General features: G+C 62.8%; 27 protein-coding genes and 1 tRNA gene. 9 read left to right on the forward strand and 19 right to left on the reverse strand.

Translation table 11 applies throughout. The annotated features are described in order from the left end of the window. Positions 1-4: 4 nt before the first annotated feature. From GYH35_RS20825 to GYH35_RS20835, 3 genes are all read right to left on the reverse strand, one after another. Complete coding sequence (locus tag GYH35_RS20825) at positions 5-877, reverse strand: fructosamine kinase family protein (RefSeq protein ID WP_161829386.1); 873 nt, start codon at positions 875-877, stop codon at positions 5-7. 6 nt (positions 878-883) lie between these two features. Further along, positions 884-1717: an orotidine-5'-phosphate decarboxylase gene (gene pyrF / locus GYH35_RS20830; protein WP_161829387.1), complete on the reverse strand. Its 834-nt coding sequence runs from the start codon at positions 1715-1717 to the stop codon at positions 884-886. An 80-nt stretch (positions 1718-1797) separates the two neighbouring features. After that, a complete protein-coding gene (locus tag GYH35_RS20835) occupies positions 1798-2526 on the reverse strand; it encodes a 2OG-Fe dioxygenase family protein (protein ID WP_161812626.1) in 729 nt (242 codons plus the stop codon). Between the two features lie 139 nt (positions 2527-2665). On the opposite strand from GYH35_RS20835, the gene GYH35_RS20840 reads away from it, so the two are divergent. Further along, complete coding sequence (locus tag GYH35_RS20840; protein ID WP_161829388.1) at positions 2666-4441, forward strand: M14 family metallopeptidase; 1776 nt, start codon at positions 2666-2668, stop codon at positions 4439-4441. Between the two features lie 52 nt (positions 4442-4493). Here GYH35_RS20840 and GYH35_RS20845 read toward each other — a convergent pair whose 3' ends face one another. The 11 genes from GYH35_RS20845 to GYH35_RS20895 all read right to left on the reverse strand — a co-directional run bounded on the left by GYH35_RS20845 (position 4494) and on the right by GYH35_RS20895 (position 16511). Then, a complete protein-coding gene (locus tag GYH35_RS20845) occupies positions 4494-4985 on the reverse strand; it encodes a tetratricopeptide repeat protein (RefSeq protein WP_161812624.1) in 492 nt (163 codons plus the stop codon). Between the two features lie 139 nt (positions 4986-5124). Then, positions 5125-5502, reverse strand: coding sequence for a hypothetical protein (locus GYH35_RS20850; protein ID WP_161829389.1), 378 nt, complete (start codon positions 5500-5502; stop codon positions 5125-5127). A gap of 146 nt (positions 5503-5648) precedes the next feature. Next, positions 5649-6563, reverse strand: coding sequence for a 5'-3' exonuclease (locus GYH35_RS20855; RefSeq protein WP_202624453.1), 915 nt, complete (start codon positions 6561-6563; stop codon positions 5649-5651). Further along, positions 6557-7111 carry an HNH endonuclease gene (locus tag GYH35_RS20860; RefSeq protein ID WP_161813487.1) on the reverse strand — a complete coding sequence of 185 codons (555 nt, stop codon included), beginning with the start codon at positions 7109-7111 and terminating at the stop codon, positions 6557-6559. The genes GYH35_RS20855 and GYH35_RS20860 overlap by 7 nt, the downstream gene beginning before the upstream one ends. A gap of 139 nt (positions 7112-7250) precedes the next feature. Further along, the gene (locus GYH35_RS20865; RefSeq protein WP_161829391.1) at positions 7251-9242 is read right to left on the reverse strand and encodes a PQQ-dependent sugar dehydrogenase; all 1992 of its coding nucleotides are present in this window, start codon (positions 9240-9242) and stop codon (positions 7251-7253) included. Positions 9243-9370: 128 nt separating this feature from the next. After that, positions 9371-11971, reverse strand: coding sequence for a TonB-dependent receptor domain-containing protein (locus tag GYH35_RS20870; protein WP_161829392.1), 2601 nt, complete (start codon positions 11969-11971; stop codon positions 9371-9373). 69 nt (positions 11972-12040) lie between these two features. Continuing rightward, positions 12041-13069: a FecR family protein gene (locus GYH35_RS20875; protein WP_161829394.1), complete on the reverse strand. Its 1029-nt coding sequence runs from the start codon at positions 13067-13069 to the stop codon at positions 12041-12043. A 2-nt stretch (positions 13070-13071) separates the two neighbouring features. Next, positions 13072-13626, reverse strand: a complete 555-nt coding sequence (locus tag GYH35_RS20880; protein ID WP_161812619.1) for an RNA polymerase sigma factor — start codon at positions 13624-13626, stop codon at positions 13072-13074. 80 nt (positions 13627-13706) lie between these two features. Then, complete coding sequence (gene xth, locus GYH35_RS20885) at positions 13707-14480, reverse strand: exodeoxyribonuclease III (protein ID WP_161812618.1); 774 nt, start codon at positions 14478-14480, stop codon at positions 13707-13709. Positions 14481-14484: 4 nt separating this feature from the next. Further along, the gene (locus GYH35_RS20890) at positions 14485-16314 is read right to left on the reverse strand and encodes a DUF885 domain-containing protein (protein WP_161812617.1); all 1830 of its coding nucleotides are present in this window, start codon (positions 16312-16314) and stop codon (positions 14485-14487) included. Positions 16315-16435: 121 nt separating this feature from the next. Next, a tRNA-Gly gene (locus tag GYH35_RS20895) sits at positions 16436-16511 on the reverse strand. A gap of 120 nt (positions 16512-16631) precedes the next feature. Between GYH35_RS20895 and GYH35_RS20900 the strand changes: the two genes are divergently transcribed. From GYH35_RS20900 to GYH35_RS20910, 3 genes are all read left to right on the forward strand, one after another. Further along, positions 16632-17534, forward strand: a complete 903-nt coding sequence (locus GYH35_RS20900) for a LysR family transcriptional regulator (RefSeq protein ID WP_161812616.1) — start codon at positions 16632-16634, stop codon at positions 17532-17534. Then, a complete protein-coding gene (gene trmB, locus GYH35_RS20905; RefSeq protein WP_161812615.1) occupies positions 17531-18250 on the forward strand; it encodes a tRNA (guanosine(46)-N7)-methyltransferase TrmB in 720 nt (239 codons plus the stop codon). The genes GYH35_RS20900 and trmB overlap by 4 nt, the downstream gene beginning before the upstream one ends. 230 nt (positions 18251-18480) lie before the next feature. Continuing rightward, the gene (locus GYH35_RS20910; protein ID WP_161812614.1) at positions 18481-18813 is read left to right on the forward strand and encodes a DUF6763 family protein; all 333 of its coding nucleotides are present in this window, start codon (positions 18481-18483) and stop codon (positions 18811-18813) included. A 31-nt stretch (positions 18814-18844) separates the two neighbouring features. On the opposite strand, the gene GYH35_RS20915 is transcribed toward GYH35_RS20910, so the two are convergent. Continuing rightward, complete coding sequence (locus GYH35_RS20915) at positions 18845-20125, reverse strand: AmpG family muropeptide MFS transporter (RefSeq protein WP_161812613.1); 1281 nt, start codon at positions 20123-20125, stop codon at positions 18845-18847. Between the two features lie 105 nt (positions 20126-20230). Here GYH35_RS20915 and pyrE point away from each other — a divergent pair, with 105 nt between their 5' ends. Beyond that, positions 20231-20863, forward strand: coding sequence for an orotate phosphoribosyltransferase (gene pyrE, locus GYH35_RS20920; RefSeq protein WP_161829395.1), 633 nt, complete (start codon positions 20231-20233; stop codon positions 20861-20863). Positions 20864-20997: 134 nt separating this feature from the next. Then, positions 20998-21654, forward strand: coding sequence for a hypothetical protein (locus GYH35_RS20925; protein WP_161812611.1), 657 nt, complete (start codon positions 20998-21000; stop codon positions 21652-21654). 4 nt (positions 21655-21658) lie between these two features. Here GYH35_RS20925 and dut read toward each other — a convergent pair whose 3' ends face one another. After that, on the reverse strand, positions 21659-22150 hold the full coding sequence (dut, locus tag GYH35_RS20930) for a dUTP diphosphatase (RefSeq protein WP_322110853.1): 492 nt from the start codon (positions 22148-22150) through the stop codon (positions 21659-21661). Then, positions 22140-23390: a bifunctional phosphopantothenoylcysteine decarboxylase/phosphopantothenate--cysteine ligase CoaBC gene (coaBC, locus tag GYH35_RS20935; RefSeq protein WP_161812610.1), complete on the reverse strand. Its 1251-nt coding sequence runs from the start codon at positions 23388-23390 to the stop codon at positions 22140-22142. Before coaBC ends, dut begins: the two co-directional genes overlap by 11 nt. A 218-nt stretch (positions 23391-23608) precedes the next feature. Between coaBC and radC the strand changes: the two genes are divergently transcribed. From radC to rpmG, 3 genes are all read left to right on the forward strand, one after another. Continuing rightward, a complete protein-coding gene (radC, locus tag GYH35_RS20940; protein ID WP_161829396.1) occupies positions 23609-24283 on the forward strand; it encodes a RadC family protein in 675 nt (224 codons plus the stop codon). Between the two features lie 141 nt (positions 24284-24424). Then, on the forward strand, positions 24425-24661 hold the full coding sequence (gene rpmB, locus GYH35_RS20945; protein WP_161812608.1) for a 50S ribosomal protein L28: 237 nt from the start codon (positions 24425-24427) through the stop codon (positions 24659-24661). Between the two features lie 18 nt (positions 24662-24679). Then, positions 24680-24835, forward strand: a complete 156-nt coding sequence (gene rpmG / locus GYH35_RS20950; protein WP_129641833.1) for a 50S ribosomal protein L33 — start codon at positions 24680-24682, stop codon at positions 24833-24835. A gap of 83 nt (positions 24836-24918) precedes the next feature. Here the strand turns inward: rpmG and GYH35_RS20955 are convergent, their stop codons facing one another. Together GYH35_RS20955 and GYH35_RS20960 are read right to left on the reverse strand one after the other, a co-directional pair. Then, complete coding sequence (locus tag GYH35_RS20955) at positions 24919-25257, reverse strand: hypothetical protein (RefSeq protein WP_161812607.1); 339 nt, start codon at positions 25255-25257, stop codon at positions 24919-24921. Between the two features lie 189 nt (positions 25258-25446). Beyond that, a complete protein-coding gene (locus GYH35_RS20960; protein WP_202624454.1) occupies positions 25447-26637 on the reverse strand; it encodes a DesA family fatty acid desaturase in 1191 nt (396 codons plus the stop codon). Positions 26638-26716 lie beyond the last annotated feature (79 nt).

Raw genomic sequence — 26716 nt, forward strand, 5'->3', positions numbered from 1 at the left:
TGAACTAGGCCAGTTCGGCGAGCAGGCGCTGAGTCATTCCCAGCGCCTGCCGCAAATAGCCGCCGCCGAACAGATTGAAATGATTCAGCACGTGATACAGGTTGTAGAGGGTGACTCGCGTCGCCGCCCCGGCATCCAGCGGCCAGGCGCTCCGATACGCCGAATAAAACGAAGTCCCGAAGCCGCCGAACAAGCGCGTCATCGCCAGATCGGCCTCGCGATCGCCGAAATACACGGCCGGATCGAATAACACCGGTTGACCGGTTGGGTCGCTACCCCAGTTGCCGCCCCACAGATCGCCATGAAGCAACGATGGCGCGGGCCGGTAGTCGACGAAGAAGCGGCCGAGTCGCTCGCAAAGGCGTTCGCCGCAGTCGATGAGATCCGCGCCGGCGCCATTGCTCTTGGCCAACTTCAGCTGCGGCCGCAAGCGCTGTTCACGCAGGAACTCGACCCAGTCCGCAGCGTCTTGATTGGATTGCGGCGTCGAGCCGATCGTATTGTCACGATGCCAGCCGAACTTCTCACGCGTCACACGATGCTGGGCGGCGAGCAACTCACCCAATCTTTTCTCGCTGCTGGACGCGGCCCCGCGCAGATCGATCCATTCGAGGACGAGAAAAGCGATCCCATCCCGCTCGCCGACTGTAAGCACGTCGGGAACACGCACAGCGCGCGCCTTCGCCAATTCGGCCAGCCCGTCTGCTTCGGCCTGAAACATTGTCAGGCTCGACGCGTCGCCATGCTTGACGAACAACGAACCGAGCGCGCTTTCGAAGCGCGCACAGGAGTTGATCGAGCCGCCGCCGACGCTTCGCTCCGACCCCGCCGCGACCTCAGTCCCTAACGCGCGACTCAGTGCGGCAGCGAGCGACATGGCGGCTTACAACAGCTCGCGAGACTGATCTTGCAAGCTGCGAATGGTGGTGCGGATGTCGGAGACTTCGCCGCCGTTCGCCAGGATCGCCCTGGAAACATTCGGCAGCACGCGTCCGCGCGCCGAAGGCATGCGCTTCAACACGTCTTGAATGGTTGCGCCCTGCGCGCCGACACCAGGGGCAAGAATGAAGGACTGCGGCAAAGCCTCCACCGTGGCGGCGGCATCGTCGCAGGTCGCGCCGACGACCGCGCCAATGTACTGAAGCCCCTCGCCCTGCTTCCGATTGCGCAGCGTGATCTCGCGGCACAAGTTTTGAGCAACGGTTTCGCCCTTGGCCATGCGAGCTGTTTGCAACTCGCGCCCTTCGGGATTGGAAGAGCGCACGACGACGAACACTCCGCCTTCGGCGCGCACTGCGATGTCGAGAAACGGATCGAGCGCGGCGAGGCCGAGGTACACATGCGTCGTCACAGCATCGACCCGCAAAGTCGTCGTCGTCGAAAAATAACCCTCGGCGTAAGCCGCGCCGGTGGTGTCGATGTCACCTCGCTTGCCATCGAGCAGCACCAGCACTTCGCGACGGCGCGCCAGCGTCGTCAGCTCTTCGACTGCCTTCAGGCCCGCGCTGCCGAAGCGCTCGAAGAACGCCGACTGCGGCTTGAGCAGGGAGATGCGATAGTCCGCCGCCTCCAGCACGCGCTTGCCGAACTCGAACGCGCCGTCCGGCGTGTCGGGCAGGTTGCAGGATTTGAGCAGCGCCGCCGACGGATCGATGCCGACACACAACGGGCTGTGCTCGACGATTTTCTGGTGCAAGCGGGCGGCGAACGTGGGCATGGGCGGCTACCTTTATCAGCGACACCCCATTGTACTTTCAGTGCTCCCGCCGTGCTCGACGGTAATGGGCTGACGCGGGCTCAGGCGCCGGGCGCCTGGAAGCCGCGCTCGCGGAACGTGATAACCAGCGTGTCGCGCACTCCACCCGGGCCGTCGTTTTGAATCGGTGTGGTTTCGTGAATCACTTTCGCGTCGTCCAGCAGCAGCGCCGTCCACGGGGCGCTCATGGTGAAGCGCACGCCCGAAATGCCTTCGGCCTCGAACACGCGTGTCTCACCGCCGCGCACATGGAAGCGATTCACCAAGATCACAGCGACATAATCGACGCCGTCGCGATGCGCACCTTCCGGCGTCGGACGGCCGATGCCTTCGGCAGTGTCGATGCGAAACTGATGGGCTTCGATATACCAACGCTGCACAGGCCGCGCTCGAGCGAACAACTCGGCCAGCCCGCCGATGAGCTGATTCCACACCGGCGCCTGCAACACCTCGGCGTTCATAGGATCGAACCAGCGCTCCATGCCACCGTGGAGCGCGTTGTATTCGGTGGGCTGCCAGTGCGCGCGATGAGGAACGAGCTGCAGCGACTGTGCCGGCTCATAAATAAAACAACTGTGCCGCCGCGAACGATAGCGCCCGCCATCGCGCAAGTAAGCGTCGCGAGGCAATCGATTCCAGCTGGGCGCGAGTGTGCCTAGATCCTCGAGCTTGACGCGGCATTCCGCAGCCAGCTCGTCCGGCTGCAACAACACACAGCCCACTTCGTGCAGCGTCGCCGCTGCATCACCGTTCGCTCTGCTCAGTTTCAAGGCGCACTCCCGCCGACCGCCCAATGAACCGCACGAGCCGCCGGCCCGCTGATTTTAGCGCTACTGGCGCAAGAAACGAGACAGATTCCGACCTACCAATACAGTAACCTTGCGCGCCTGCCGCACAGGAAGTCCGTTAATGATTCGTCATCAAATCGCTGCACTCATCGCTCTCTGCTCGATAGCGCAGGTTATCGCCGCTGCACCCAGCGGCAATTCGCTACGCACCGTCGCCGAACAATCCGGCAACAAGCGCACCGGCCGTTACGAGGAAGTCGAACGCTTGTGCCCGGCCTTCCAACAACAGTGGCCGCAACAGGTGCGCTGTTTTGAGTTCGGCCGCACGCCCGAAGGCCGGCCCATGCTGGCGCTGGCCGCTTCCGCCGATGGCACGCTCGATCCGGCCGCCGCGCGTCGCGCCGGGCGCCCGATCGTGCTCATGCAGGGCGGTATCCATGCCGGTGAGATCGATGGCAAAGACGCAGGCTTCCTCGCCCTGCGCGAGATGCTCGAAGGCTCGCTCGCCAAGGATGCGCTGAAGACTGCGACGCTAGTGTTCGTGCCGGTGCTCAACGTCGACGGCCACGAGCGTTTCGGTCGGTGGAATCGGCCCAACCAGGTCGGCCCGGAAGAAATGGGCTGGCGCGTCACGTCGCAGAACCTCAACTTGAATCGCGACTACGTCAAAGCCGATGCGCCCGAGATGCAAGCGATGCTGCGTCTGTTGGGCGAGTGGGATCCGATTCTGTATGTCGACCTGCACGTCACCGACGGCGCGAAGTTCGAGCACGACATCTCTTACAGCGTCTCGCCGACGCTGGCTGGACGCGAACCGATTCGCCAGGCCGGCGTAGCGTTGCGCGACGAGTTGATGAAGCGCGCGGCCGCCAAGGGCTCGCTGCCGGTCGACTTCTATCCTTCGTTCATCAAGGACGACGATCCGTCCACGGGCTTTGCAGTCTCGGTCGGCCCGAAGCGCTTCTCACAGGAGTACTGGGCCAGCCGCAACCGTCTCGGCGTGCTGGTGGAAACTCATTCGTGGAAGGACTACCCGACGCGCGTGCGCATCACTCATCACACCATTATTTCCTTGATGGAAATGGCGGCGCGCGATGGCAAGCAGTGGCTGGCAGCGGCACAGGCGGCCGACCGGGAAGCCGCGAGCCGGGGCGGCGCGACCGTGGCGCTCACCTACAAAAACACACCGCACGTCAAAACAATCGACTTTCGCGGTTATGAGTACGAGCGCGTGCCTTCTGCCGTGTCCGGCGCTCTGTTGACTCGCTACAACGATAAGCGTCCGCAGCTCTGGCGCATTCCGTTGCGGGATGAAGTGACGCCAGACATCACCGTGACCGCACCGCGCGGTGGATATCTGGTTCCAGCAAGTCATGCACGCGTGGTCGCTGACAAGCTGACTCTGCACGGCATCGAGTTCCGCACGCTCGCTCAAGGGCAGACCGGCGCTGAAGTCGAAGTGTTCCGAGCCAGCAAGGCGCAGCCGGCCAGCTCGACCTTCGAAGGTCGCAGCCTGTTCTCGGCCGAGGGCGATTGGAGCAAGGAGAAGCAGGACATCGCGGCTGGCGCGCTGTTCGTGCCTATCGCTCAACCCAAGTCCGAGCTGGCGATGGTGTTGCTGGAACCCCGCGATCCGGATTCGCTGGTGAGCTGGGGTTACTTCGCGGCCGCGTTCGAGCGCAAGGAATATATGGAGGCGTACGTGGCCGAAGAAGTGGCCGAGCAGATGCTGAAGCAGGATCCGGCGCTGCGCCGTGAATTCGAGCGCCGCCTGGAAGATCCGAAGTTCGCCGCCGACCCGAACGCCCGGCTCGACTTCTTCTATAAGCGACACTCGTCGTGGGACGAGCGTTACAACTTGTATCCGGTGTTCCGCGTGGCTGACGCCCCACGCTGAGCCGAGATTTCATCGGGCGGCCGCTTCACGGGCCGCCCGATACTCGAGTCGGTCAGCGTTTCTCGAGTTCTTCGGCCTTCTTCTCATCCGCCTTGGCTTCGGCGTCCTTGTTCATCTCGCGATAGATGTCCGAGCGGCGGTAATAGCCATCCGGCTCGTTGGGCTCCAGCTCGATCGCCTTGGTGGCATCGGCCAGCGCCGACTCTGGCTTGTCCAAAGACACGTAGACGCGCGAGCGGGTCAAGTAGCCGTAGGCATCGTTCGGCTCCAGCTCGATGTACTTGTTGCAGTCTTCCAGCGCGGCGTCGAACTTGCCGGAAGAGTCACGGGCACGCGCGCGCAGCGCGTACAGCTCGGATCGATTGGGCGCAGCGTCGATCGCCTTCCGCAGCAGGTTCTCCGCATCGCGCGGCTGACCTTTCTGCATGGCCTTGTTCGCCTGGCTCATCAAATCGTCGACTGCCTTGGTGTCCTGAGCCTGCGCCGCCAGTGGCGCGGCGAGCAACCAAGCCGCCGCGAGCAAGCCGGCCGCAATCCGTTTCATTCCTCTGTGAGTACTAAACGCAACCATGACGACCCCCTGACTTTTGCCGCCGATTACTGTTGTTGCTGACTCCGTACGGCGACATTATGCGCTCACAACATGCGCCGCTGGTACTACCTCACAAGCAGCGCAAGTTTCATCAGCCGCACTTTTCCAGGCGGCGCCGCTGGTCGAGCTGACGCTGTCGCATCTTCAAGCGCTCGCCTTGCTTGGCACTGTAGCCAGTACGCATCTTGGTACGCACGTCACGCAAGGATTGCTCGAGCTTGGCGCAGGTGAGTCGATGTTCAGCAGGATCGGGCAGCCGCGCCTGCCTGGGCGATTTAGCTTTCATTGGCTTGGTCGCCGCCTTTGTCGACAACTGTTTATCTGCCGGTGCGGGCGTGTACACAGTCACGCGACTGTCGTCGATTTCGTGAAGATCGGCGTCCGCGGCGCAGGGACGATCTGAATAAACAGTCCCAGCCCCGCCAGCGCAGCGGTAAATGGGGGTTTGCGCCTCGACGGAATGCGTCAACAGCAAGGATCCGAGGACCAGCGTGGCGACTCGCATGGCAGCTCCTGATGCAGGGGCTGCCACGATGCGGCCGGAAAGCCGGCTCGAACGAGTGAATTGGAGGGATTTTTCCGCAGAAATCGCGCGCCCAGCGCACGCGAAATGCGCTAGCTGAGCGCGGTGATGCGCTCCGCCTGATTGCGCAACAGCCGGCCGAAACCCACGGTGTCGTAGAGCTTGTTGAGCTCGCCCAGATCCGGCGGCCGCCGACGCAGCTGCGCCAGCTCGACATCGAGCGGCATATCGCAGGCTATTTCGGTGAGTTGCCGGGCGAGAAAGGCGGACTCGCGATAGTCGCGCAGCTGGCCGCAGACGAACCCGGCGTTGCGCAGCTTGATCTTCAACACCCGATCCAGGTCGTTATACAAATGATTCAGCGACTCGAAGTGATAAAACAAGGTGGACGCAGTCTTGCGACCGACGCCGGGCACGCCGGGGATGTTGTCGACGGCGTCACCCATCAGCGCGAGAAAGCACGCCATGCGCTCGGGGCGCACGCCGAAACGATCCGCGATGCGCTCGTAAGGGAAGCGTTTGTCGCTGATGTAATCCCAATACTCGTCGCCGGGCCGGACCAGCTGCGAAAGATCCTTGTCGCGCGTGACGATCACGACTTTGTGACCTTCGGCGCGGGCGCGCGTGGCGAGCGTGCCGATGATGTCGTCGGCCTCGTAATCGCCGCTGACGAACGAGGCAATGCCCAGGCCGGCGCAGACCCGCTGGCACAGCAGGAACTGACGTTTCAAATCTACCGGCGCAGGCTCGCGATTGGCCTTGTAGGCGGGATACAGGCGCTTGCGAAACGACGTGACCAGCCCGGCGTCGAAAGCCACCGCGATGTGCTCGGGGCGCACGCGCTCGATGAGCTCGCCGAGAAACCGACTGAAGCCATGCAACGCATTGACGGCGTTGCCGTCCGGGTCGACCAGGTCGAGCGGGACGGAATGCCAGGCACGGAACACGAACACCGATGCATCGATCAGATACACCGGACGCTGAACCAGGAAATCGGAATTCAACACTGCAATTTTAGACGGGCGTGCAACGGACTCGAGCGCGGGAAATGCGCCAGCAGATATTCCATCTGGTCCGCCAGCACCCGGCGGCCTTTCAAATAAATGTACTCGGCGTAGGTCGGCTTGAACGGCACGGCGATCAACTGCAGGCCGGCCTGTTCGGGAGTCTTCGACGCCTTCAGGTTGTTACAACGACGGCAAGCCGTCACTACATTGGTCCACAAATCCAGCCCACCCTGGCTGAGCGGCCGGATATGGTCCCGCGACAGCAGGCTGGACGGAAAACGCTGCCCGCAATACATGCACAAATGCGCGTCGCGCTTGAACAACGTCTGATTGTTCAGGGGCGGCGTGTAGTCGTGCCGCAGATTGCCGGGATTGTGGGTATGGCCGATCGTGGCAATGATGGAATTCACTTCCACCACGGTCTGCAATCCCGAGCGGGCGTTGGTGCCACCGAGCAGCCGGTACAGCCGCGTCCCACAGGTGTATGCCACCTGTTCCGTGTGGTACAGCCGTACCGCATCCCGGTAGTCAATCCACTCCAGGGGCATTCCCGAGACGTCGGTCCTCAGGATCTCTTGGGTCAAGTTGTACAGTTGCGGTTGCACGACTTAAGACACAGCAAGGGGCGTACATCCTAAGATACGCGACCCTTGTGTAAAGATTCAACGGCCCAGGTCTTTCAGGGGGTTATTGGGCCGAAACCATGCCCCGCTTGTCGATCGGCTCGCTTTGCTTCAAATACTCGATGAGCGCCTTGCGATGCCGGGCGTCCGGCACCCCCGGGAAAGCCATCGATGTCCCGGGCACGACAGCGGCCGGCTGCTGCAGAAATCGATCCAGCCGGGCCTCATCCCAAGTCCCCTGCTGCGCCTTCATCGCAGCCGAATATTCATCGTAGCCCTGGGCATCGCCAACGCGGCGGCCGAGCACGCCGAACAGGTCGGGGCCGAGCCGATGGGTCATGCCGTCGGCGATGCTGTGGCAGCCCAGGCACTGGGTCGCGAACAAGCTGGTGCCGTTCTGTTGGGTCGCGGGCTCGAGCAGGGTCAGCGTCCAGTCATCGCTCCAGATCAGGATGCGCCCGTCCGGCATCTGCAGGATGTCGCGCACACGCTTGTCGAAAGCGATCGGCTCCTGCACGACCACTCGGTCCTCGACCAGCACGAGTCGGTAGAGCGATCGACTGGCGAGCGAACCGACCAGCAGGTTGTCCTGCCAGACTGGAAACAACTTGCTGTCGACGGTTGCGACGGCAGAGGCGCCGATGCTCGGCACCCACGCCATGGTCGGTTGTCGATAGCCCAAATGCCGACCTTGATGCGGGTTGCGCGCCCACACGTTCGAGCCGTACTCGGTGCCGTAAGTCACATTGGGCCAGCCGTAGTTCGCCTGGTCTTGTAACAAGTTGAGCTCATCGCCGCCCTGCTCGCCGTGCTCCGTCATCCATACCTTGCCGTCGCGGGCGCGCGTGAGGCCTTGGGGATTGCGATGGCCCATCGTGAAGATGCGGTGCTCGCGCGTCGCCAGATCGATCAGGATGGTCTTGCCGAAGTCGACCGCCGGATCCTGTGCGAATATTTTGTTCGACTCGATACCGGCGAAGCCCGAATCGCCGACCGTGAGCAACAGCTTGTTGCCCTCCAGCAGCAGCATTTCGCCGCCGATCTCCTCGCCGCGGAACGGATTCTTACCTCGCTTGCGATCGGGCCCTTCGAGCGGCACGCAAGGCGTCGTCTCGAAGAGCGTCGACCATTTCGCGTCGGCAACGCTGCGCTCGAAACTCGCCAGTGGCGCGGTCAGCTCCGAGACCCTGGCGACGAAACATTCGTCCTTGGCGTTCCAATAATGATGAGAGGCGAACAACTGCACCTGGTCGCCTTCGACCCGGGCAACCACATCGGCGACTCGGAAGCGCCAGGTCTGCACCCGCGGCGGACCCGCCTCGCGCCAGTCTTTCGACCGTTTCGGTTGACGCGCCGATCCGCCGAACGCCTTGGCGAACTCCTCGCGATTCGCCGGCACCTGCGTCGGCAGCTCGGTCACTTTGAAGTCTGCGCCGGGAGCGTCGATTAGATATAAATGTCCATCGCCAGTGCCGAGCAGCGCGCGATCGCCAATCATGGTCAACCCGCCGCCGCGAGTGGCAGGCTCCGGAATCCATCCTTCGCGAATGGTCGCGCGCAGCGGATAAAACGCGGTCGAGAAATAGACCTCACGCGTGGTGCGCTCGACTTGGGCGGACATATTGAGATGCCCGAAGGAATACGCGGCCGTCATGCCGGCAATGACAACAACGACAGCCAGCGGCAGGCGTCGCAATCCCAGCGGGCTGATCGCCAACGGCACGATCAGGGCGATGGCCACGACCAACGGAATCAGCATGAAGCGCGGCAGCGAAATCGACACCGTCACGGCCGCGATGAGAAACAGACTCAACACCGCGAACGAGCGAATGAGCGCCTTGCCTGCGGTTGACCAGCTGGCGAGCCGGTCCATGAACAGCGATAGCAGGCAGGCGGCGCCAAACGCACCGAGCGCCACCGCGAGCGCAAGCTTTTGCGTCCGTGGCAGCGTTTGCCACAGCTCGGCGTACTTCAATACGGGCAGCAAGAGCAAAACGAGCGCGCCGCAGGCGTACCACACCAAGCGCTGCCACAGAGGCGGTTGCGCGTCGCTCAAATCGAACCCCGTCCTCGCTCGTTATCGAATAGCTGAGGGACTAACGCGAGCAGTGGGTCTTTGGATCCCGGCGACGGAAAAATATTACGCGGGCAGCGCACACGCAGTGCGCGCTGCCCTGACGAGCCTCAGCGCATCTTCCAGTCCAGCATCAGGCCGATGGTGCGTGGACGGATGATGAAGTCCTGCACGCCCAGGCCGAAGTCGCCGTAACCGAACGTCACGCCGCGTTTGTCGGTCACGTTGTTCACGAACGCCGTCAAGCCGACGTTGGCGATCTGCGCACTGACGCGCAGGTCGGTCTGACCGTAACCGTTGATGCGCAGTTCCGGCGTTTGCAGCGATTGCGGTGCATCCGAGAGATAGCGATGCGCCAGCGTGATCGTCGGCTCCCAGGAGTACGGCAAGCGTGCCACCGCCATCGCAGAGACCTGCCATTCGGACGAGCCAGGCAGCTGCTGGCCATCGCGCAGGATCTCGTTGCCGGCGCTGATCACCGTCTGGGTGAGCTGCGCATCCAGGTGCGTGACATTCAGCGACAGGTCGAACGCATCGGTCACGCGCCACAGGCCGCTGAACTCCTGACCGACGTTGCGGGCCTTACCGGCGTTGGTCCCGTACGTAAAATCGTCGGGGCGATACAGACGCACCTGCAGATCGCTCCAGTCGATCAGGAACACGGTGAAATCGGTCTGCAAACGACGGTCGAACGCACTGCTGCGGATGCCGACTTCATAGTTCCACAACGAATCGGTCTTCCAGCCGCTCGGGGTGTTGAAATCCTCCAGCGGATGGATCGTGTTCGGATTACCGAAGCGATAGCCCTTCGACGCGAGGGCATACACCATCAGATCGTCATCGCGACGCCAGGCCAACGACAGCTTCGGCGCAAAACCGTCTTCGGTCTGCTGGCCGGGCGGCAGCGACAACGAACCGGGATAGAGGACGCCGTAGTAAGTCGACCGGCTGTTGACCTCGGTATCGAACCAACGGCCGCCGAAGGTCAGCGTCCATCGATCGGCGAAGCGATAGTTGGCTTCGCCGAACACCGCTTTTTCCTCGCCATCGGTTTTGCCGACGCCCCAATAGAACATGTCGCCGCGCAGGTCCGCGGGATCCCGGTGCACGGACAGAATCTCGTACGAGCCTTCGGAAGTGATGTAGTCCTTGAAGGTCTTGTCGGTGGACGTGCCCATGACACCGATCAGGTAGTCGAACTTCTCTCCCTTCGGCGAAGCCAGACGCAGCTCGTAGCTGCGGCTTTCGCTCTTGCCGGTGTCCAGATACGGCGTCGGGTTCGACAGCACTTCGCCGGGCGTGTCCTCGTCGATCGGCGCAAACACGCTGTAGAAGGGGGTGAAGTCGTTGGTCAGGCTGCGCTCTTTCTCGCTGTAGCCGACCAGCGCGGTCAACGTCGCGAAGCCCAGATCCTGATCGAGCCGCAGGCTATGCAGCTGCAGTTCGTATTCCACCGGCTCGTTCACCAGCGTCTCGCGCACGAACTCGCCGAGCTCGGGATAGCGATAGCCGAAGTCCGGCGTGCGGTTCTTGTCGTAGAGGCTGAACAGCGAAATCTTGCTGCCTTCGGCCGGCATCCACACCGCCGAAAAGCGTCCGCCCTTGTTGGTCTGCTCGTTGCTGGCCTTGCGACCGGTGCCGATGTTGTCGAGATAGCCCGCTTCGTGCCGGTAGTAGGCAACGCCGCGAATTGCGAACGAATCGCCGAGTGGCACGTTGAGCATGCCCTTCGCGGAATAGTTGGGATTGCCGTCGCTGTGATGCGTGCTGCCCGTGGATGTTTGTACGGCCGCGTCGAAGCCGTCGGCGCTCGCTTCACGCGCAACGTAGTTGATCGCGCCGCCCAGTGCCGACGAGCCGAACAACGTGCCCTGCGGACCGCGCAACACTTCCACGCGCTCCACGTCGAATGTATCGACGTCGGGAATGGCAATCGCATATCCCGGCTCGGTGAGCGGAATTTCGTTGATGTAATAACCCGTCGGGCCCTGGCCCTGATCCTTGCCGACCGATGTGCCGACGCCGCGAATGATGGCGGTGGAGTCGCCCAACGGACCGGCGTTGAAAACCACGCCCGGCGTGCGTGTCAGATAATCTTGAAAGCTCTGGGCGCCGATGGCTTCGAGCTGCTGACCCGACATCGCGGAGACTGAGCCCGCAATATCGCGGGCACGCTCGGGCCGCTTGGTCGCGGTGACGATCACTTCATACAGCGATTCCGAAGTATCCGCCGCACCACCGGGACCCGAGGCTGCAGTTGTGCTGCGAGCGGGAGCGGCAGGCGGTTCCGCTTGAGCCATCATTTCTGCGCGAGCGAGTCGTACGGCAGGACCGCTCGACGCATCGGACGTGGAACGCGAAGTCACATTCGACAAGTCGCGCACCAGGATGGCGTTGGAATCGGTGACGGTGTAACCCAGTCCGGTATCGGCGAGAATTTTTTTCAGCGCATCCAGATCCTCATAACGACCGACGACACCCTGAGTCGACTTGCCCTGCGTCAGCTCGGGAGCGAAGAAGATTTCCCGATGGCTCTGGAATGCAAAGGCTTTGAGCGCGCTGCCCAGATCCTGCGCTTCGATGTTGAACGTGCGCGGCTCGGTGGTAGTCGCGGCGATTGCCTGCGACAAACTCGGGGCGCTGCTTGCGGCGGCCAGCACGCAAGCAACTATGGCCTTCAGATGCGGACGCGCCGCAGCCTTGTTCTGCATGAACCCACTCCCCTTTCTGGTGTTGTGTAACCAGTAAGACGCAAGCCCATGCAAAACCGTTAAGGACAATTACTGTGCGGCGGTCAGCAGGATGCGCGAGTCATCGCGGCTCGCGACCTGGATGGGGTAATGACCGGTGACGGTCTCGACGAAACTTTCGCTATGCCCCGCTTTGAACACGCCACTGACGCGCAGCTGACCGAGCGCCGGGTCGGCGAGCTCGATACGCGTCGAGGAGTAACGATTGATCTCGTTGATGGCCGTTGCCAATGTGTCGTTGTCGAAGACGACCTGGCCCTCGCGCCAGCTCTGCACTTTCGCCAGATCCGCTTTGACCTTCTCGACCGGTGCGTCCTCCGAAACGACCAGCGCTTCGCCCGCCAGCAACAATTGTGGGACGGGCGGCGCGCTGATCAGTCGTTGCAACGGCGACAGGATGGGCTCGACCGACACTTTGCCTTCCGCCAGTGTGACCCGCACCGAATCGCCTGCACCCAGGCGGACATCGAACGCGGTGCCGAGCGCAGTCACGCGTCGATCGCCTGCCTCCACCACGAACGGCCGGTTTGGATTCTTGGCGACCTGGAACCATGCCTGGCCCGAGAGCAGGCGAACGTTGCGCTGTTCCGGCGTGAAACGGATTTCGACCCGACTGTTCGTGTTCAACACCACGGACGAACCATCCGACAGCGTAATGTTGGAGCGCTCGCCGACAGCGGTGCGGAACGCGCCGCCTTCAGTCGCCGATCCCATGATTGTCGCCGGGCGCGCAGTGGGATCGGCTTTGAACAACGGATTGACGGCGTACGCGATCGCGACGGCCACACCGACGACGGCGGCAGCCGCCGCGAAACGGAAGAAACGCAAGCGATGCGTGGCGCTCAAGGCCTCACGGCGCAACTTCAAGACGCGCGCGTCCACTCGGGCCGCCGACAAAGACGACCACGTGCGCTCGACAGCTTCGAACGCCGCTTTGTTGCGCGAATCAGCCGCCAGCCACGCGTCGAATTCGGCGTGAGTCTGGGCCGAATCGTCTTCGTCCAGGCGATTGTGCCAATCCGCAGCTGCGGCGTATGCATCGTCGTGCAGCGGTTCCATGCTCACTTCTCCAACCCCCGCGCCATGTGTTCCTTGGCACGCCGCAAATGGAAACGCACCGTCTCGACACTGATCTGCAGGCTGGCTGCGATCTCCTCCTGTTTCATACCTTCGTACAGACGCAACACGAATACGTGGCGGGTGCGCGCCGGCAGCTCGAGCAAAGAGCCGAGCGCCCGATCGAGCAACTGCCTTCCTTGTAAGACGCGCTCCGGCGAAAAATCGTTAGTGGGCAGCTCGCAATTTTCCAACGGATCGTGGTCCGAGGCGTGCCGGACGGCCCGGCGCCGCACGCGGTCACGGATCACATTGGCGGCCACCTGGAAGACATAGCCTTCCAGATACTCGATGTTCTCGAAGTTGGGCCGATGCGCCAGGCGGATGAAGACTTCCTGCACCAGGTCGTCGATGTCGTAGCTTTCGCGGATGCGCTTTTCGAAATAGCTGGTCAAGGGGCGGCGATAGCGCCGGTCCAGATGCACCAGGAATTCCACCGAGTCGGCCGCGGGCGGCGCGGCGGGCACGGGAGCAGCGGCTTGTTTGCGCCAACGAAACATCGGGCCAGACGGGTTTCAGGCGGGAAGTTGCGTCGAGCTTAGAGCCGCGGCCGGCTTCTGAGCAAGCGGCCGCGGGAGGCTTAGTCTTCCAGCTCGATCCAAGTCGGCGCGTGATCGCTCGGCTTCTCCCAACCGCGCACGTCGCGATTCACGCCGCCCGCCTTGAGCCGGCGCAGCGCTGGCGCGTTCAACAGAAGATGATCGATGCGCAGGCCGGCGTCGCGGCCGTAGGCGTTCCGGAAGTAATCCCAAAAGGTATAAATCGTTGCGTCCGGATGCAGGTGCCGGATTGCGTCGACCCAGCCCTGTTCGACGATGCGGCCGAACGCCTCGCGCGTCTCGACGCGGAACAACGCGTCGTCGACCCAACGCTCGGGTTTGTAAACATCGTTGCCGGTGGGAATGACGTTGTAGTCGCCCGCCAGCACGACGGCATTGCCGCTGCCGATCAACTCGGCCGCATGCACCCGCAGACGCTCGAGCCAGCGCAATTTGTAGTCGAACTTCTCGCCCGGCGCCGGATTGCCGTTGGGCAAATACAAACATCCGATGACGACATCGCGCACGACCGCCTCGATGTAGCGGCTGTGCAGATCTTCGGGATCGCCCGGCAAGGCGCGACGGATCTCGGTGGGCTCGCAGCCTTTGCTGAGAATGGCGACGCCGTTGTAACTTTTCTGCCCGTGCCAGATCACGCCATAGCCCAGCTCGCGAATCGCGGCTTCGGGAAATTTTTCCGACGGTGTCTTCAACTCCTGCAGGCAGGCGACGTCCGGCGATGTTTCCTGCAGCCAGCGCTGCAGGCTGGGCAAGCGGGCGTGAATGCTGTTGACGTTATAAGTCGCGATCCGCATTGACTCAGCCTTTGGCGATGAACGCGTCGATGTTACGGGCCAGCACTACCATCGGCACGTCGCCGCCCTTCACCACCGCATCGTTGAACTTGCGGAAGTCGAACTTGTTGCCGAGCGCCTGCTGCGCCTTCTTGCGCAGACGGTTGATTTCGCTGTGGCCGACTTTGTAACCGCACGCCTGGCCCGGCCACGCGCAGTAACGATCCACTTCGCTCGTGACCTCGTCGAGACCCGAGCCATTGGTGCGAGCGAACCACTCGATCGCCTGCTGGCGCGTCCAGCGTTTCGCATGCAGGCCGGTATCGACGACGAGCCGGCAGGCGCGGAATGCAATCGACTGCAGATAACCGAGCCGGCCGAACGGATCGTTGTCGTAAACCCCGAGCTCGCCGGCGAGCTGCTCGGCGTACAGCGCCCAACCTTCGGCGAACGCGTTGAACGCCAGCAGCGAACGGAACAGCGGCAGCTTGAATGTATATTCGCCCTGCCAGACGTGACCCGGAATCGATTCGTGATAGGTCAGCGTCGGCAGTGCATAGGTGGTCCACAGCTTGGTCGTGTGCAGGTTGATCCAGAACTTGCCCGGCACCTTGCCGTCGATCGTGCCAGCACCGCCATAAGCGCCGGGCGCGCCCGGCTCCACTTCCGGCGCCATGCGCGTGATCTCGAGGTTTCCGGGCACGAGCGTCGCGAACGCGCGCGGCAATCGTTTGCGAATATCCGCAACCCGATCGTGCAACAGCGCCATGATCTGCTCGCGGCCTTGATCGTTGTCGGGAAACAGGAAGCGCTCTTGCTTGCCGAGCGCCGTCATGCGCTCGCCCACCGTTCCCTGCGTCATGCCCTGCGCTTTGAGAATCACATCCATCTCGGACTGCAACGCGCGCAGCTCTTGCTGGCCGAGCTCATGGATTTGATCCGGCGTCATGCGCGTTGTCGTTGCCGCGCTCAATGCCCACGCGTAGTACTCATCCCCGCGCGGCAGCTTCCATACGCCTGCATCGCTGGTGGCCTTCTTGCGATGTTCCTCCAACTCGGTGAGCTGACGCTGCAGCGCCGGCGCAATCTTGTCCTTCGCGATCTTCGCCGCCTTCGCTGCGTAGTCGCCTTTCATGGTCTTGGTCCGGTTCGCCAACGACGTGACGAGCGACCATTCGGCAACGTTTCCGCCGCTGGCCATGCGCAGCTGATTGAGCGTCTTGTCGAGCAGGAAATCCGGCGCGATCACGCCTTGCGCGGCGGCGGCATGCAACCGGCCGGTCTCGCCTTCGATTTGCCCGGCATAGGCCTCGAGCCGCGACAGATAGGCATCGGCATCCGCCGGGGTTGCGATGGTGTGGCGTGTATCGAGCAGGCTCGGGATTTCGAGGAAGGCGCCGGTGTTCTGAGCGCACACGTAAGGCGCGTTCCGATACGACCAGTTCTGATTCAGGGTGGCGACATCGCCATAAGGAAACGCGAAGCCTTCGCTGGCGAACTCATGCGAAGTGCGCATCACGTCGACGTCGATCCGAGTGGCGTCGCTGAGGTTCGAGGTGTCGATGGCCTTCAGGCGCTGCAGACGTTTCGCGACCCGCTGCGCAATGGCTCGCTGGCCCTCGGCCGAGCGATCCGTCAGCTTGGCCTTCAACGGCGCGCGCGGCCCGGTATCGATGCCCAAGCCGGTGGCGCTTTCCGGATAGTCGACCATGATTTCTTCGGCCAGCTCGGCCAGCAGCGCCTCGGCCGCCTTGTCGGCGCCGGTCGGGCTGTTGGCCCGGACGGTGGCCGGCAGATTGGCCAGGGCCAGGGCGGCACCGGTGCCCACTAGGAAATCGCGACGGCTGGCGGTCATCTGAAAGCTACCCCTTTCGAATAAAATACAAGCGAGCGGCAACGGGGTTGCCGGGAAGCTTGCGGCAAGGTGAGGTGTGCTGGACGTCCAGGCGGGGTCGACGACGACCCGGGCTGGAATCTGGAGCGGGCGACGGGTCTCGAACCCGCGACCTCAAGTTTGGGAAACTTGTGCTCTACCAACTGAGCTACACCCGCGTTTGGCCGATTCTAGGGGGTGCGCTGTCGCCGATCAATTGGCGGCCGGATTGCGCGCCAGCGGGGCCCCAACGGGGCGGTATACTGCCGTTCCTCGATTTCACCCCGCCGATGTCTTCCGTGGCCCTGAGATTCGATTTACGTGACCTGGAATTGTTCGTGGCCGTCGCCGATGCGGGCAGCATCGCGCGCGCCGCCGAACGGTCGCACACCGTGGCTTCGGCGGTCAGCAAGCGCGTCTCCGACCTGGAAGACAATTTGGGCTGTCCGCTGCTGCTGCGCGGGGCGAAAGGTGTCGAACTGACCGCGGCCGGCCATGCGCTGCTGGCAAGAGCCCGCGTACTACTGCATCAGGCCGGACAGCTGGACGATGAGATGCGCCGCCATGCCTCGGGCACGCGCGGCTACGTGCGGATGTTTGCAAACATTTCCGCGATCGTCGAATTCCTGCCGGACGCGCTCGCCTCGTTCGCCCGACAACATCCCGACATTCATGTTCATCTCGAAGAGCATGTGAGCTCGGCGATCGCGGCGGCGGTCGCGGACAACTCCGCCGACCTGGGCATCGTCAGCGAGTTGCCGGCGATCGACGGTCTCACCACCGTGCCTTTCAGGAACGACGACCTGGTGGTCGTGTTGAAGCCCGATCATCCGCTGGCGAAGCGCAGCTCGCTGACGTTTGCCGAGCTGATCGATCAGCCGTTCGTCGGCCTGCATGCCGGGAGCTCGTTGCATCGTTTGCTGACGCGCGCGGCCACGGAAGTGGATCGGTCGTTGCACTGGCGCGTGCAAGTCACGAGCTTCGACGCCGCCTGCGCGATGGTCGCTTCCGGGCTCGGCGTCAGCATCGTGCCCAGAGCAGCGACCAGCGCTTACATCCGCTCGCTGTCGCTGGCCTCGGTGCCGCTGACCGATCCGTGGGCGCACCGACAATTGTTTCTTTGTATTCGCAGCGGGGCGCCGATGCACTCGGCTGCGAAATTGCTTTACGACCATCTGCAATCCCACGCCGTCCAGAAATGACCCCGGAAAAGTCCCAAGACCCGCCGCCTTCGCGTCGAACCGTCCGCAGTTTCGTGATTCGCGGCGGCCGCCAGACCGCCGCTCAACAGCGCGCGATGGATGAGCTGTGGCCCAGCTACGGGGTCGAATTCAGCGAGCAGCCGGCCGATCTGGATCGATTGTTCGGCCGCCAGGCGCCGCGCATGCTGGAAATCGGCTTCGGCGCCGGCGAGGCCTTGCTCGCATTCACGCAGGCGCATCCCGAGCTGGATTGCATCGGGGTGGAAGTACATAAACCCGGCGTCGGTCACCTGCTGCTGGGCGCGGAGGCGGCCGGGCTGAAGAACCTGCGGGTGATCTGTCACGACGCCGTCGAGGTGTTACAACAGCAACTCGCGCCCGGCTCCATTCAGCTGATCCATATTTTCTTTCCCGATCCCTGGCACAAGAAGCGGCATCACAAACGCCGCCTGATCCAGCCGGAATTCGTCGAGCTGCTGGCGCGCGTGCTGGCGGTGGGCGGCACCTTGCGGCTGGCGACCGATTGGGAACATTACGCCCTGCAGATGCGCGAAGTGATCGATGCTTCAGCCGCATTCGCCAACGATGCGCCCGAGACCGGTTTCGTCGCCCGCAGCGAGGAACGCCCGCTCACACGCTTCGAGCGGCGTGGCCAGCGACTGGGCCACGGCGTCTGGGATCTGAGCTACACGCGCGTGTCCTCGCCATCACAATAAAGTCACATTCGGCATCGCTAGAAAAAAATTCACGTTGCGCTCCAAACACCACACGATCTGCGCGCCGTTGTGAGGGTGAATTCGCAGCGCCGAGTTGATGCCTTGCAGAAAAAATCCCACTTGAATCCAGCGCGGCGCAGGTCTAAAACAAACGTCGATATATAGCGCGTGTCGCCTGACGCAAGGATGCTTCCGCAAGGAGGCTCCCTCACTCCTGTCGGAGGATGGTCATGACTTCGCCGAGCCCAGTCGTGGGTGATTGGTATCGCCGCCTCAATGGCGCCCTGTTCGAAGTGGTTGCGATCGATCGCGACGACGGCACTGTGGAAGTGCAACACTTCGATGGCACTCTGGAAGAGTTCGATCTGGAATCTTGGGAAGAACAGGATTTCGAAGAAGCGCAGGCGCCGGAGGACTGGACCGGCTCGGTCGACGTCGAGCCCGAGGACTATGAGTCCGACCGGGAGATCACCGCCGCCGGCTCGTGGGTCGATCCGCTGATGAGCCTGGATCGCTCGGAAGCCTCGGGCTATTCCGAGTGGCCGTCGCCGCGGGATTTATAACTCTTGTTATATTTCTAATTCAGCCCCGCGCTCAAGCGCGAGGCTGATCGAGCTGCTTGATCTTCTCGCGCATCAGCCATGCCAGCATCAGTCCTGGCAGGGCCAGCAGCACGCTGACGACGTAGTACATGTCCCAACCGGCGTGATCGGCGATCCAGCCCGCCGGACCGCCGAGCAAGTATCGCGGAGTCAGCGCGATTGCCGACAGCAGCGCATATTGAAACGCGCTGTAGCGCACGTCACACAGCGCCATGATGAGCGCGACCGATGCGATATTGCCCATCGCTCCGGCAACGTTGTCGATGCTCACCGCCGCGATCATCAGCGGGTAGCTTTTGCCCGTCAGGGCCAACGCGTAGTACAGGAAGTTGGACGCCGCCTGCAGCACGCCGAAAATCAGCATCGACTTCAACAATCCTAGACGCACCATCGCGACACCGCCGAGAATCGCGCCGATCACCGCGCTGGCCGTGAACAACGCCTTCAACACCAGTGCGATCTCGGTTTTGCTGAAGCCCACATCCATCATGAAGGGCGTGAACAGCCGTAGCGCGAACGCGTCACCCACCTTGAACAGGATCACCAGGGCGATGAAGGCAAGGGCGCTCGGCGTGCCCAGCAGCTCGCGCAACGGCACGACCAGCGACTCCTTCAGTGTGCGCGGCGGCTGATGTTCGTAGTGAGGCTCGGGCGCCAGCAGCGTGCCGAAACAGAACGCAGCCATGACCGCGGCGAGAATCAGAAACGCCGGCTTCCACCCGACATAGTCCGCGACCACCAGTGCAAACGCCGCCGCGATCCAGGCTGATGTTCGATAGCCCAGGTTGTTGGCCGCGGCCGCCAGCCCTCGCTCGTTCGGTTGCGCGACGTCGGTTCGATAAGCGTCGATCGCGATGTCCTGAGTCGCTGAAAAGAACACGATCGCGACCGCGCACACCGCGATCGGCGTCAACGACACCGCCGGGTTTTGCAACGCGAACGCCGCAATCGCCAACGCGAGACACAACTGCGTGAGGACGACCCAGCCGCGCCGTCGACCCAGCAACGGCAGTGGATAGCGGTCGATCGCCGGCGCCCATAGAAACTTGAGCAAGTAAGGCAGCGCGACGTACGACAGGATGCCGATGTTGGTATTGCTGACGCCGCTGTCCTTCAGCCAGGCCATCAGGGCGCTTTCGGTGATCTGATTCGGAAACCCCGAAGACGCCCCGAGCACCATGATGGCGACCATCTTCGGACTGGCCAGAATGTCGCGCCACCTGGGTTTGGGTGCCGCCGCTGCCGCTGTCGTGCTCGCTGCCACTGTGCTCATGGCGGGCGATTATAGAAGGCTCACCGCGCACATGGCCTGAACCCGCAAGAAATCAGGCTTGATCTATGCCCGATGTCGAGCGCAAATCGACTACCATCCTGCGCCATGCGCTCATTCATCGATCTCTGTCTGCAGCTCGGCGTGCTGCGCTTTGGCGAGTTCAAGCTCAAATCCGGCCGGGTCAGCCCGTACTTTTTCAACGCCGGCTTGTTCAATTCGGGACGGGCGCTGGCGGAACTGGGGCGCGCCTATGCGCAGGCGATCGCCGTCGCGGGGCTCGAGTTCGATGTGCTGTTCGGCCCCGCCTATAAAGGCATTCCCCTGGTCGCGACCACCGCGGTGGCGCTGCATGACCAACACGGCCGCGATGTTCCCTGGGCCTTCAATCGGAAAGAAGCCAAGGACCATGGCGAAGGCGGCAACATCGTCGGCTCGCCGCTGCGCGGCCGGGTGCTGATCGTCGACGACGTGATCACCGCAGGAACTGCGATCCGTGAAGCCACCGATATCATCCGCGCCGCCGGCGCACAGCCGGTCGGGGTCATGCTCGCGTTGGACCGGCAGGAACGCGGTCAGGGTCGACTGTCCGCCGTTCAGGAAGTGGAACAGACATTGCAGCTCCCGGTGACCAGCATCCTGCGACTCGCCGACCTGATCGACTATCTGAGGGGCAGCGGGGATGCGGCACAACTGGCGGCAATTGAGCGGTATCGCAGCGAATATGGCGTGTCGGACTGAGAGGATGCGCGGTCTAACGGTGCAGATCGGTGCGCTCCGGCGCGCTCTCGCAGCTGACAAAAACTGTCCAAAGTTGACCCAACAGCGCCCTTCGGCACAATAACCATTCAGCTCCACGGGACTATTTCAAACCGATGCGCGGGATTCGCACACTGACGGTCGTTGTCGCGATAGTCGCATCGGGCGTCGCTTTCGCCGCTCAGAAGCAACAGAAAAAGAGCAACCCGACGGATGAAGCCTATTTCCGCTGCAAGGATGTGAACGGCCAACAGCTGTTCAGCGACAGCATGCCGATGGGTTGCCAGGGCCAGGACACCGAGGTGCTGAACGCCCACGGCTCGGTGCTGCGCGTTATCGAAGGCGACCGCACGCGCGCCGCCCGCCTGGCGCGGGAAGCCGGCGAAAGCCTCGAGCGCAAGCAGAAGCAGGAACGCGAGCTGCGCGACCGCATGCTGCTCGAAACGTACCTGAGCGTTGAAGATATCGAGCGGCTGCGCGATCAACGCCTGGAAATGCTGGTCGCCCAACACCGCGCCACCGAGCAGACCATCGTCAACATGCGCGAGCGCCAGAGCCGGTTGGAAACCCAGATCGCGCGTTTCAAGCCTTACAGCACGAAGCCGGGCGCGCCGCCGCTGCCGGACCATCTTGCCGAGGAGATGGTCAACACGGTCAACAGCATGAAGGTGTACGAGGAGTCGCTGGAGAAGAACCTGGTCGAGCAGACCGAGATCGAAGCGAGCTTCAGCGCCGACATCAAGCGCTTCAAGGAATTGAAGGGAATAAAGTAGTAGCTCAGCCGCGCCCCGAGCTGCCGAAGCCGCCGGCGCCCCGCTCGGTGGCGACGAACTCGTTCACCACGTCGAACTCGACCTGCACCACCGGCACCACCACCAGCTGCGCGATGCGCTCGCCCGGCTGAATCGTGAAAGTGCTTTGGCCGCGATTCCAGCACGACACGAAGATCTGCCCCTGGTAGTCCGAGTCGATCAGCCCCACCAGATTGCCGAGCACGATGCCGTGCTTGTGGCCGAGCCCCGAGCGCGGCAGCACGATGGCGGCATAGGCCGGATCGTGCAGATAAATCGCGATGCCCGACGGAATCAGCTGAGTATCGCCAGGCTTCAATTCGAGCGGCGCATCGATGCAGGCGCGCAGGTCCACACCCGCCGAGCCCGACGTCGCGTATTGAGGCAACGGGTAGTCGCGGCCGATACGAGGATCGAGCACGCGAATCTGCAAGCGACGGCGGTTACCGTCGCCGGAGGTCATTCCATCAGCGGGCATGAGCGGCGGTCAAAGCAGGCGTTGAGTTTTGGTTTTGGGTCTGGCCGCGTGCGCGATAGCGTTCGGCGATCAGCTCCACCAGCTGGCGCGCCAGGGCCGCTTTGCTGGTCAGCGAAAGCTCGCGTTTGCCATCCTGCCAGTAGACGGTGAGGGCATTGTCGTCCTTATCGAACGCCAGGCCATCGCCGACCTTGTTGGCGGCAATCATGTCCAGATTCTTGTTGATGAGCTTGGTCAGCGCATTGCGCTCGACGTGCTCGGTCTCGGCCGCGAAGCCGACCAGGAACGGCTTGTGCTCGCCCCGCGAGACCGTCGCAAGCACGTCTGGCGCGCGCGCCAATGCAAGATTCAATGTGTCGCTGGTTTTCTTGATCTTCTCGCACGCGATCTCTCGACAGCGATAATCGGAAACCGCGGCCGCGGCGATGAAAATATCGGCGCCGACGACGTTGCTCTGAACCGCGCTCAACATCTGCTCGGCGCTTTCCACGTCGACGCGCTCGACACCGCGCGGTGTCGGAATCTGCACGGGACCGCTCACCAATACGACGTGGGCACCCGCTTCGCGCGCCGCTTCAGCGACCGCATAACCCATCTTGCCGGAGCTGCGATTGCTGATGAAACGCACCGGATCGATCTTCTCGCGAGTCGGCCCCGCCGTAACGACGACCTTCAGCCCTTGCAACGGACCAGCACCACCGCGAGTGGTGAAAACTTCGGCGGCAATCTGCGTCGGCTCGAGCATGCGGCCGACACCCACTTCACCGCACGCCTGCTCGCCGCTGGCCGGGCCGAGCACGCGCACGCCGCGCTCTTTCAATATGCGAATGTTTGCTTGAGTGGCGGGATTGGCCCACATCTGACGATTCATCGCCGGCGCGATCGTGATCGGCGCGGCGGTCGCCAGACACAACGTCGTCAACAGGTCTTCGGCAAACCCATGCGTGAGCTTGGCAATGAAATCGGCGGTCGCCGGGGCGATCACGATCTCGTCCGCCCAGCGCGCCAGCTCGATGTGCCCCATCGCCGCTTCACTGCTCTCGTCCCACAGGTCATCGCGCACCGGCTTGCCGGACACAGCCTGGAACGTGAGGGCAGTGACGAATTGCAAAGCCCCGCGTGACATCACGACCTGGACTTCGGCGCCCTGCTCCATCAATCGGCGCACCAGATCCGGGCTCTTGTAGGCCGCGATTCCGCCCGTGACACCCAGAAGAATTTTGCGAGGCTGCGAGCTCATGAACCGGATTATGGGGGCGACCCGGGGGCCCGGCAAACGCTGCTGTCGCATGGAGCCATTCCGCGCAGATATGGCCGGTCGCCGGCCCGCATAGCGCAACCCGAGGCCCCAAAACTGGCCATTTCGAGCCAAAGTCACGCGAAATCGATGCAAATGTCGCCCCGCCGCTCGGCAGACTAACCCTGCGGGCAACGCGTCCGGAGCGCCGGGAGACAAGGATGTCGATTCGCAACTGGCCGGAGCACGACCGGCCCAGAGAAAAACTATTGAAGAATGGCGCGGCCGGGCTGAGCGAGACCGAGTTGCTGGCCATCCTGCTGGGGGCAGGCGTGCGCGGCCGAAGCGCCTTGGATGTTGCCCGAGATCTGTTGGCCGATTTTGGCTCGTTGCGCGCCTTTCTGACTGCGGACCGGCTGAAAGTCTGCAAAACGCGCGGCTTTGGGCCGGCCCGATACGTGGTGCTCCAGGCAGCGCTGGAGCTGACGCGACGGCATTACCAGGAACTGATGACGGTCGGCTCGGCGCTGGAGAATCCCCAGGCGACACGGGAGTTCGTCCAGCTCCGGCTGCGAGATCTGCCGTACGAGGTTTTCTGCTGTTTGCTGCTCGATTGCCGCTACCGGGTGGTCGGTTTCGAGGAGCTATTCCGCGGCACCATCGACGGCGCCATCGTTCATCCGCGCGAAGTCCTGCGATTGGCCCTGTCGCGGAACGCGGCGGCGCTGATCCTGGTCCATAACCATCCATCCGGCATCGCCGAGCCCAGCCCGGCCGACCGGAGCATCACCGTCCGCCTGAGGGACGCGCTCGCGCTGGTCGACATCCGGGTTCTGGACCATCTGGTCGTCGGCGACGGGGTCTGCGAGTCCTTCGCCGAGCGCGGCTGGCTGTAAAAGGATGCCTTTCAGGCATTTTCGGGGCGCGGACGACTTCCCTAAGCCCGCGCCGGCTGGTATAAAGCGCGACTCGTTTTTAGGCCCCCGGCCTCCCCTCTGTGATGGGATCGTCGTGCGCCTCAGATTAGGTACTCCGCCATGTCCAGAGTCTGTCAGATCACCGGCAAAGGCCCGATGACCGGTAACACCGTGTCACACGCCAACAACAAGCGTCGCCGCCGCTTCCTCCCCAACCTGCACGTGCAGCGTTTCTGGGTCGAGAGCGAGCGCAAGTTCGTCAGCCTGCGCGTGTCGAGCCACGGCCTGCGCACCATCGAGAAGAAGGGCATCGACACCGTCGTTGCCGAGCTGCGCGCCAAGGGCGTTGCGGTTTAAGCGGTAGGAGCACAAGCCATGCGCGAAAAGATCAAGCTCGTGTCCACGGCCGGCACCGGCCACTACTACACCACCACCAAGAACAAGCGCCTGCATCCGGACAAGATGGAAGTGCGCAAGTTCGACCCGAAGGCCCGCAAGCACGTGGCCTACAAGGAAGCGAAGATCAAGTAAGTGGGTGAGTCCGCTGGCGGCGGACCACTACCGAATCTGCGAAGGCCCACCTCCGGTGGGCCTTTTGCGTTTGGGCGGCCCTGTCAGGTTGCTTCCAGGCCGGTGAGAGCACAGATCCCGGTGTCGCCCCAGGGCGCGGTCTGAGCGGGGTCGTACCAGAGCACCACCGGCGACGCGCTCGACTTCGCCGCCAATGCCATGCTCAAGGAGGCCTTATCGGCCGCATCGATATAGGCGTAATAGCAACCGCCAGACATGGCTTGCGAGAGTTGGACGATGGTGATGCCCCTCGATGGGGTGACTGTGTGCTTGATCGAATAAGTCCGTAGCACGGCGATCGTGCCAGTCGTGAACAGACTATCGGCGCTCGCCGAGCCGAAGCACATCAAGCCGCACAATGCCGCTGCAATCCTGAGTTTCACGCGATATCTCCTTGTGAATGCAATCCGATGACCTCGACCGGGTCTACGCAAACTCGCAAACGCGCCGCTGGCGTGTCAACGCATGACTGGCTCGGCGTCGTGAAATCAGGTTTTCGATGAGGCGTCCGCCAATAAAAAAGCCCGCCTTTCGGCGGGCTTTCCGTTGACCGTGAGGCCAACGCCTGGAGATCAGGCTGCGTGCGGCTGCAGCGGCAACGAGTAGCTGCGCAGGGTGCTCGCGAAGTCCTGCAGCACCTTGATGCGACTGGCTTCGGCCTGCGCGATCAGCTCCCGCAGGTGCTGAATCAGCTTTTCATTGCTCATATTCGCGCCGCTCCACATCACCGCGAGGCGCTCGCGGAATTCGTGGACGGTCTTGAGCGTCTGATTGGACGCCAGCACTTCGCTCAACCGTGACTTCGCATTCACATCCAGCAAGGCCGGCTCGCGAACCAGCAGTTTGCGGACTCGGCCGCTCAACGCACCGCCCGCCTTGCTCAGCTCTTCGCGGAACACGGGCAACGTCACATGGCGGGTGTAGTCACGCAGCACATGCATGCGATTCACGATCACCGCGCGGACGTTCTCCAGATCGATGTGCACTCGAGGCTCGACCTTCACCGGCTCCGGCGCGGTCCGCAGCACGCGAGCCAGACCCAGCACCTTGAACACGCGGATGTAGAGCCAGCCGATATCGAATTCCCAACGCTGCACCGAGAACTTCGCCGAGCTCGGGAACGCATGATGGTTGTTGTGAAGCTCTTCGCCGGCGAGCAGGAAGCCCCACGGCATCACGTTGCGAGCCGCATCCGCACACTCGAAATTGCGATAGCCGTAGTAGTGGCCCACCCCGTTGACGACGCCAGCCGCCAGCAACGGATTGGCCATCAACTGCGCCGCCATGACGATGATGCCAGGCACGCCGAACAGCAGCAGATCGACCACGATCAGCAGCACGATGCCCATGTTCCGATACTTGGAGTAGACGTTGCGCTCCATCCAGTCGTCGGGCGTGCCGCGACCGAACTTCTCGGTCACTTGCGGATCGCGGGCCGCGGCCTGATATAGCTCGGCGCCTTCCAGCAGCACTTTCTTCAAGCCCACGATGACCGGGCTGTGCGGATCTTCGGGCGTCTCGCAACGGGCGTGATGCTTGCGATGCACGGCCACCCATTCCTTGGTGACGATGCCCGAGGTCATCCACAGCCAGAAGCGGAAGAAGTGGCGCAGCGCCGGATGCAGATCGAGGCTGCGATGACAGGCGTCCCGGTGCAGATACAGCGTCACGCCCATGAACGTGATCTGGATCAACACAAAGGTCACCAGCACGTATTCCCAGAAGCTGAGATTCAGAATGCCGTACAGAAAATCGAGATTCACGGGTGCCCCTGCTACGGACGCAAAGCTTATAGGATGGGCGACTTGGCCTCGCCCCCGCCGGACTATAACCAACCCCGAA

Source organism: Steroidobacter agaridevorans, assembly GCF_009932555.1.
Lineage (GTDB): Bacteria > Pseudomonadota > Gammaproteobacteria > Steroidobacterales > Steroidobacteraceae > Steroidobacter > Steroidobacter agaridevorans.

Excerpts from the sequence above, each read along its gene's own strand:
- GYH35_RS20825 (WP_161829386.1), bottom strand. The coding sequence starts at position 877 with ATGTCGCTCGCTGCCGCACTGAGTCGCGCGTTAGGGACTGAGGTCGCG.
- pyrF (WP_161829387.1), bottom strand. The coding sequence starts at position 1,717 with ATGCCCACGTTCGCCGCCCGCTTGCACCAGAAAATCGTCGAGCACAGC.
- GYH35_RS20840 (WP_161829388.1), top strand. The coding sequence starts at position 2,666 with ATGATTCGTCATCAAATCGCTGCACTCATCGCTCTCTGCTCGATAGCG.
- GYH35_RS20845 (WP_161812624.1), bottom strand. The coding sequence starts at position 4,985 with ATGAAACGGATTGCGGCCGGCTTGCTCGCGGCGGCTTGGTTGCTCGCC.
- GYH35_RS20860 (WP_161813487.1), bottom strand. The coding sequence starts at position 7,111 with ATGCCCCTGGAGTGGATTGACTACCGGGATGCGGTACGGCTGTACCAC.
- GYH35_RS20870 (WP_161829392.1), bottom strand. The coding sequence starts at position 11,971 with ATGCAGAACAAGGCTGCGGCGCGTCCGCATCTGAAGGCCATAGTTGCT.
- GYH35_RS20875 (WP_161829394.1), bottom strand. The coding sequence starts at position 13,069 with ATGGAACCGCTGCACGACGATGCATACGCCGCAGCTGCGGATTGGCAC.
- GYH35_RS20880 (WP_161812619.1), bottom strand. The coding sequence starts at position 13,626 with ATGTTTCGTTGGCGCAAACAAGCCGCTGCTCCCGTGCCCGCCGCGCCG.
- xth (WP_161812618.1), bottom strand. The coding sequence starts at position 14,480 with ATGCGGATCGCGACTTATAACGTCAACAGCATTCACGCCCGCTTGCCC.
- GYH35_RS20890 (WP_161812617.1), bottom strand. The coding sequence starts at position 16,314 with ATGACCGCCAGCCGTCGCGATTTCCTAGTGGGCACCGGTGCCGCCCTG.
- trmB (WP_161812615.1), top strand. The coding sequence starts at position 17,531 with ATGACCCCGGAAAAGTCCCAAGACCCGCCGCCTTCGCGTCGAACCGTC.
- GYH35_RS20910 (WP_161812614.1), top strand. The coding sequence starts at position 18,481 with ATGACTTCGCCGAGCCCAGTCGTGGGTGATTGGTATCGCCGCCTCAAT.
- GYH35_RS20915 (WP_161812613.1), bottom strand. The coding sequence starts at position 20,125 with ATGAGCACAGTGGCAGCGAGCACGACAGCGGCAGCGGCGGCACCCAAA.
- pyrE (WP_161829395.1), top strand. The coding sequence starts at position 20,231 with ATGCGCTCATTCATCGATCTCTGTCTGCAGCTCGGCGTGCTGCGCTTT.
- GYH35_RS20925 (WP_161812611.1), top strand. The coding sequence starts at position 20,998 with ATGCGCGGGATTCGCACACTGACGGTCGTTGTCGCGATAGTCGCATCG.
- dut (WP_322110853.1), bottom strand. The coding sequence starts at position 22,150 with ATGCCCGCTGATGGAATGACCTCCGGCGACGGTAACCGCCGTCGCTTG.
- coaBC (WP_161812610.1), bottom strand. The coding sequence starts at position 23,390 with ATGAGCTCGCAGCCTCGCAAAATTCTTCTGGGTGTCACGGGCGGAATC.
- radC (WP_161829396.1), top strand. The coding sequence starts at position 23,609 with ATGTCGATTCGCAACTGGCCGGAGCACGACCGGCCCAGAGAAAAACTA.
- rpmB (WP_161812608.1), top strand. The coding sequence starts at position 24,425 with ATGTCCAGAGTCTGTCAGATCACCGGCAAAGGCCCGATGACCGGTAAC.
- rpmG (WP_129641833.1), top strand. The coding sequence starts at position 24,680 with ATGCGCGAAAAGATCAAGCTCGTGTCCACGGCCGGCACCGGCCACTAC.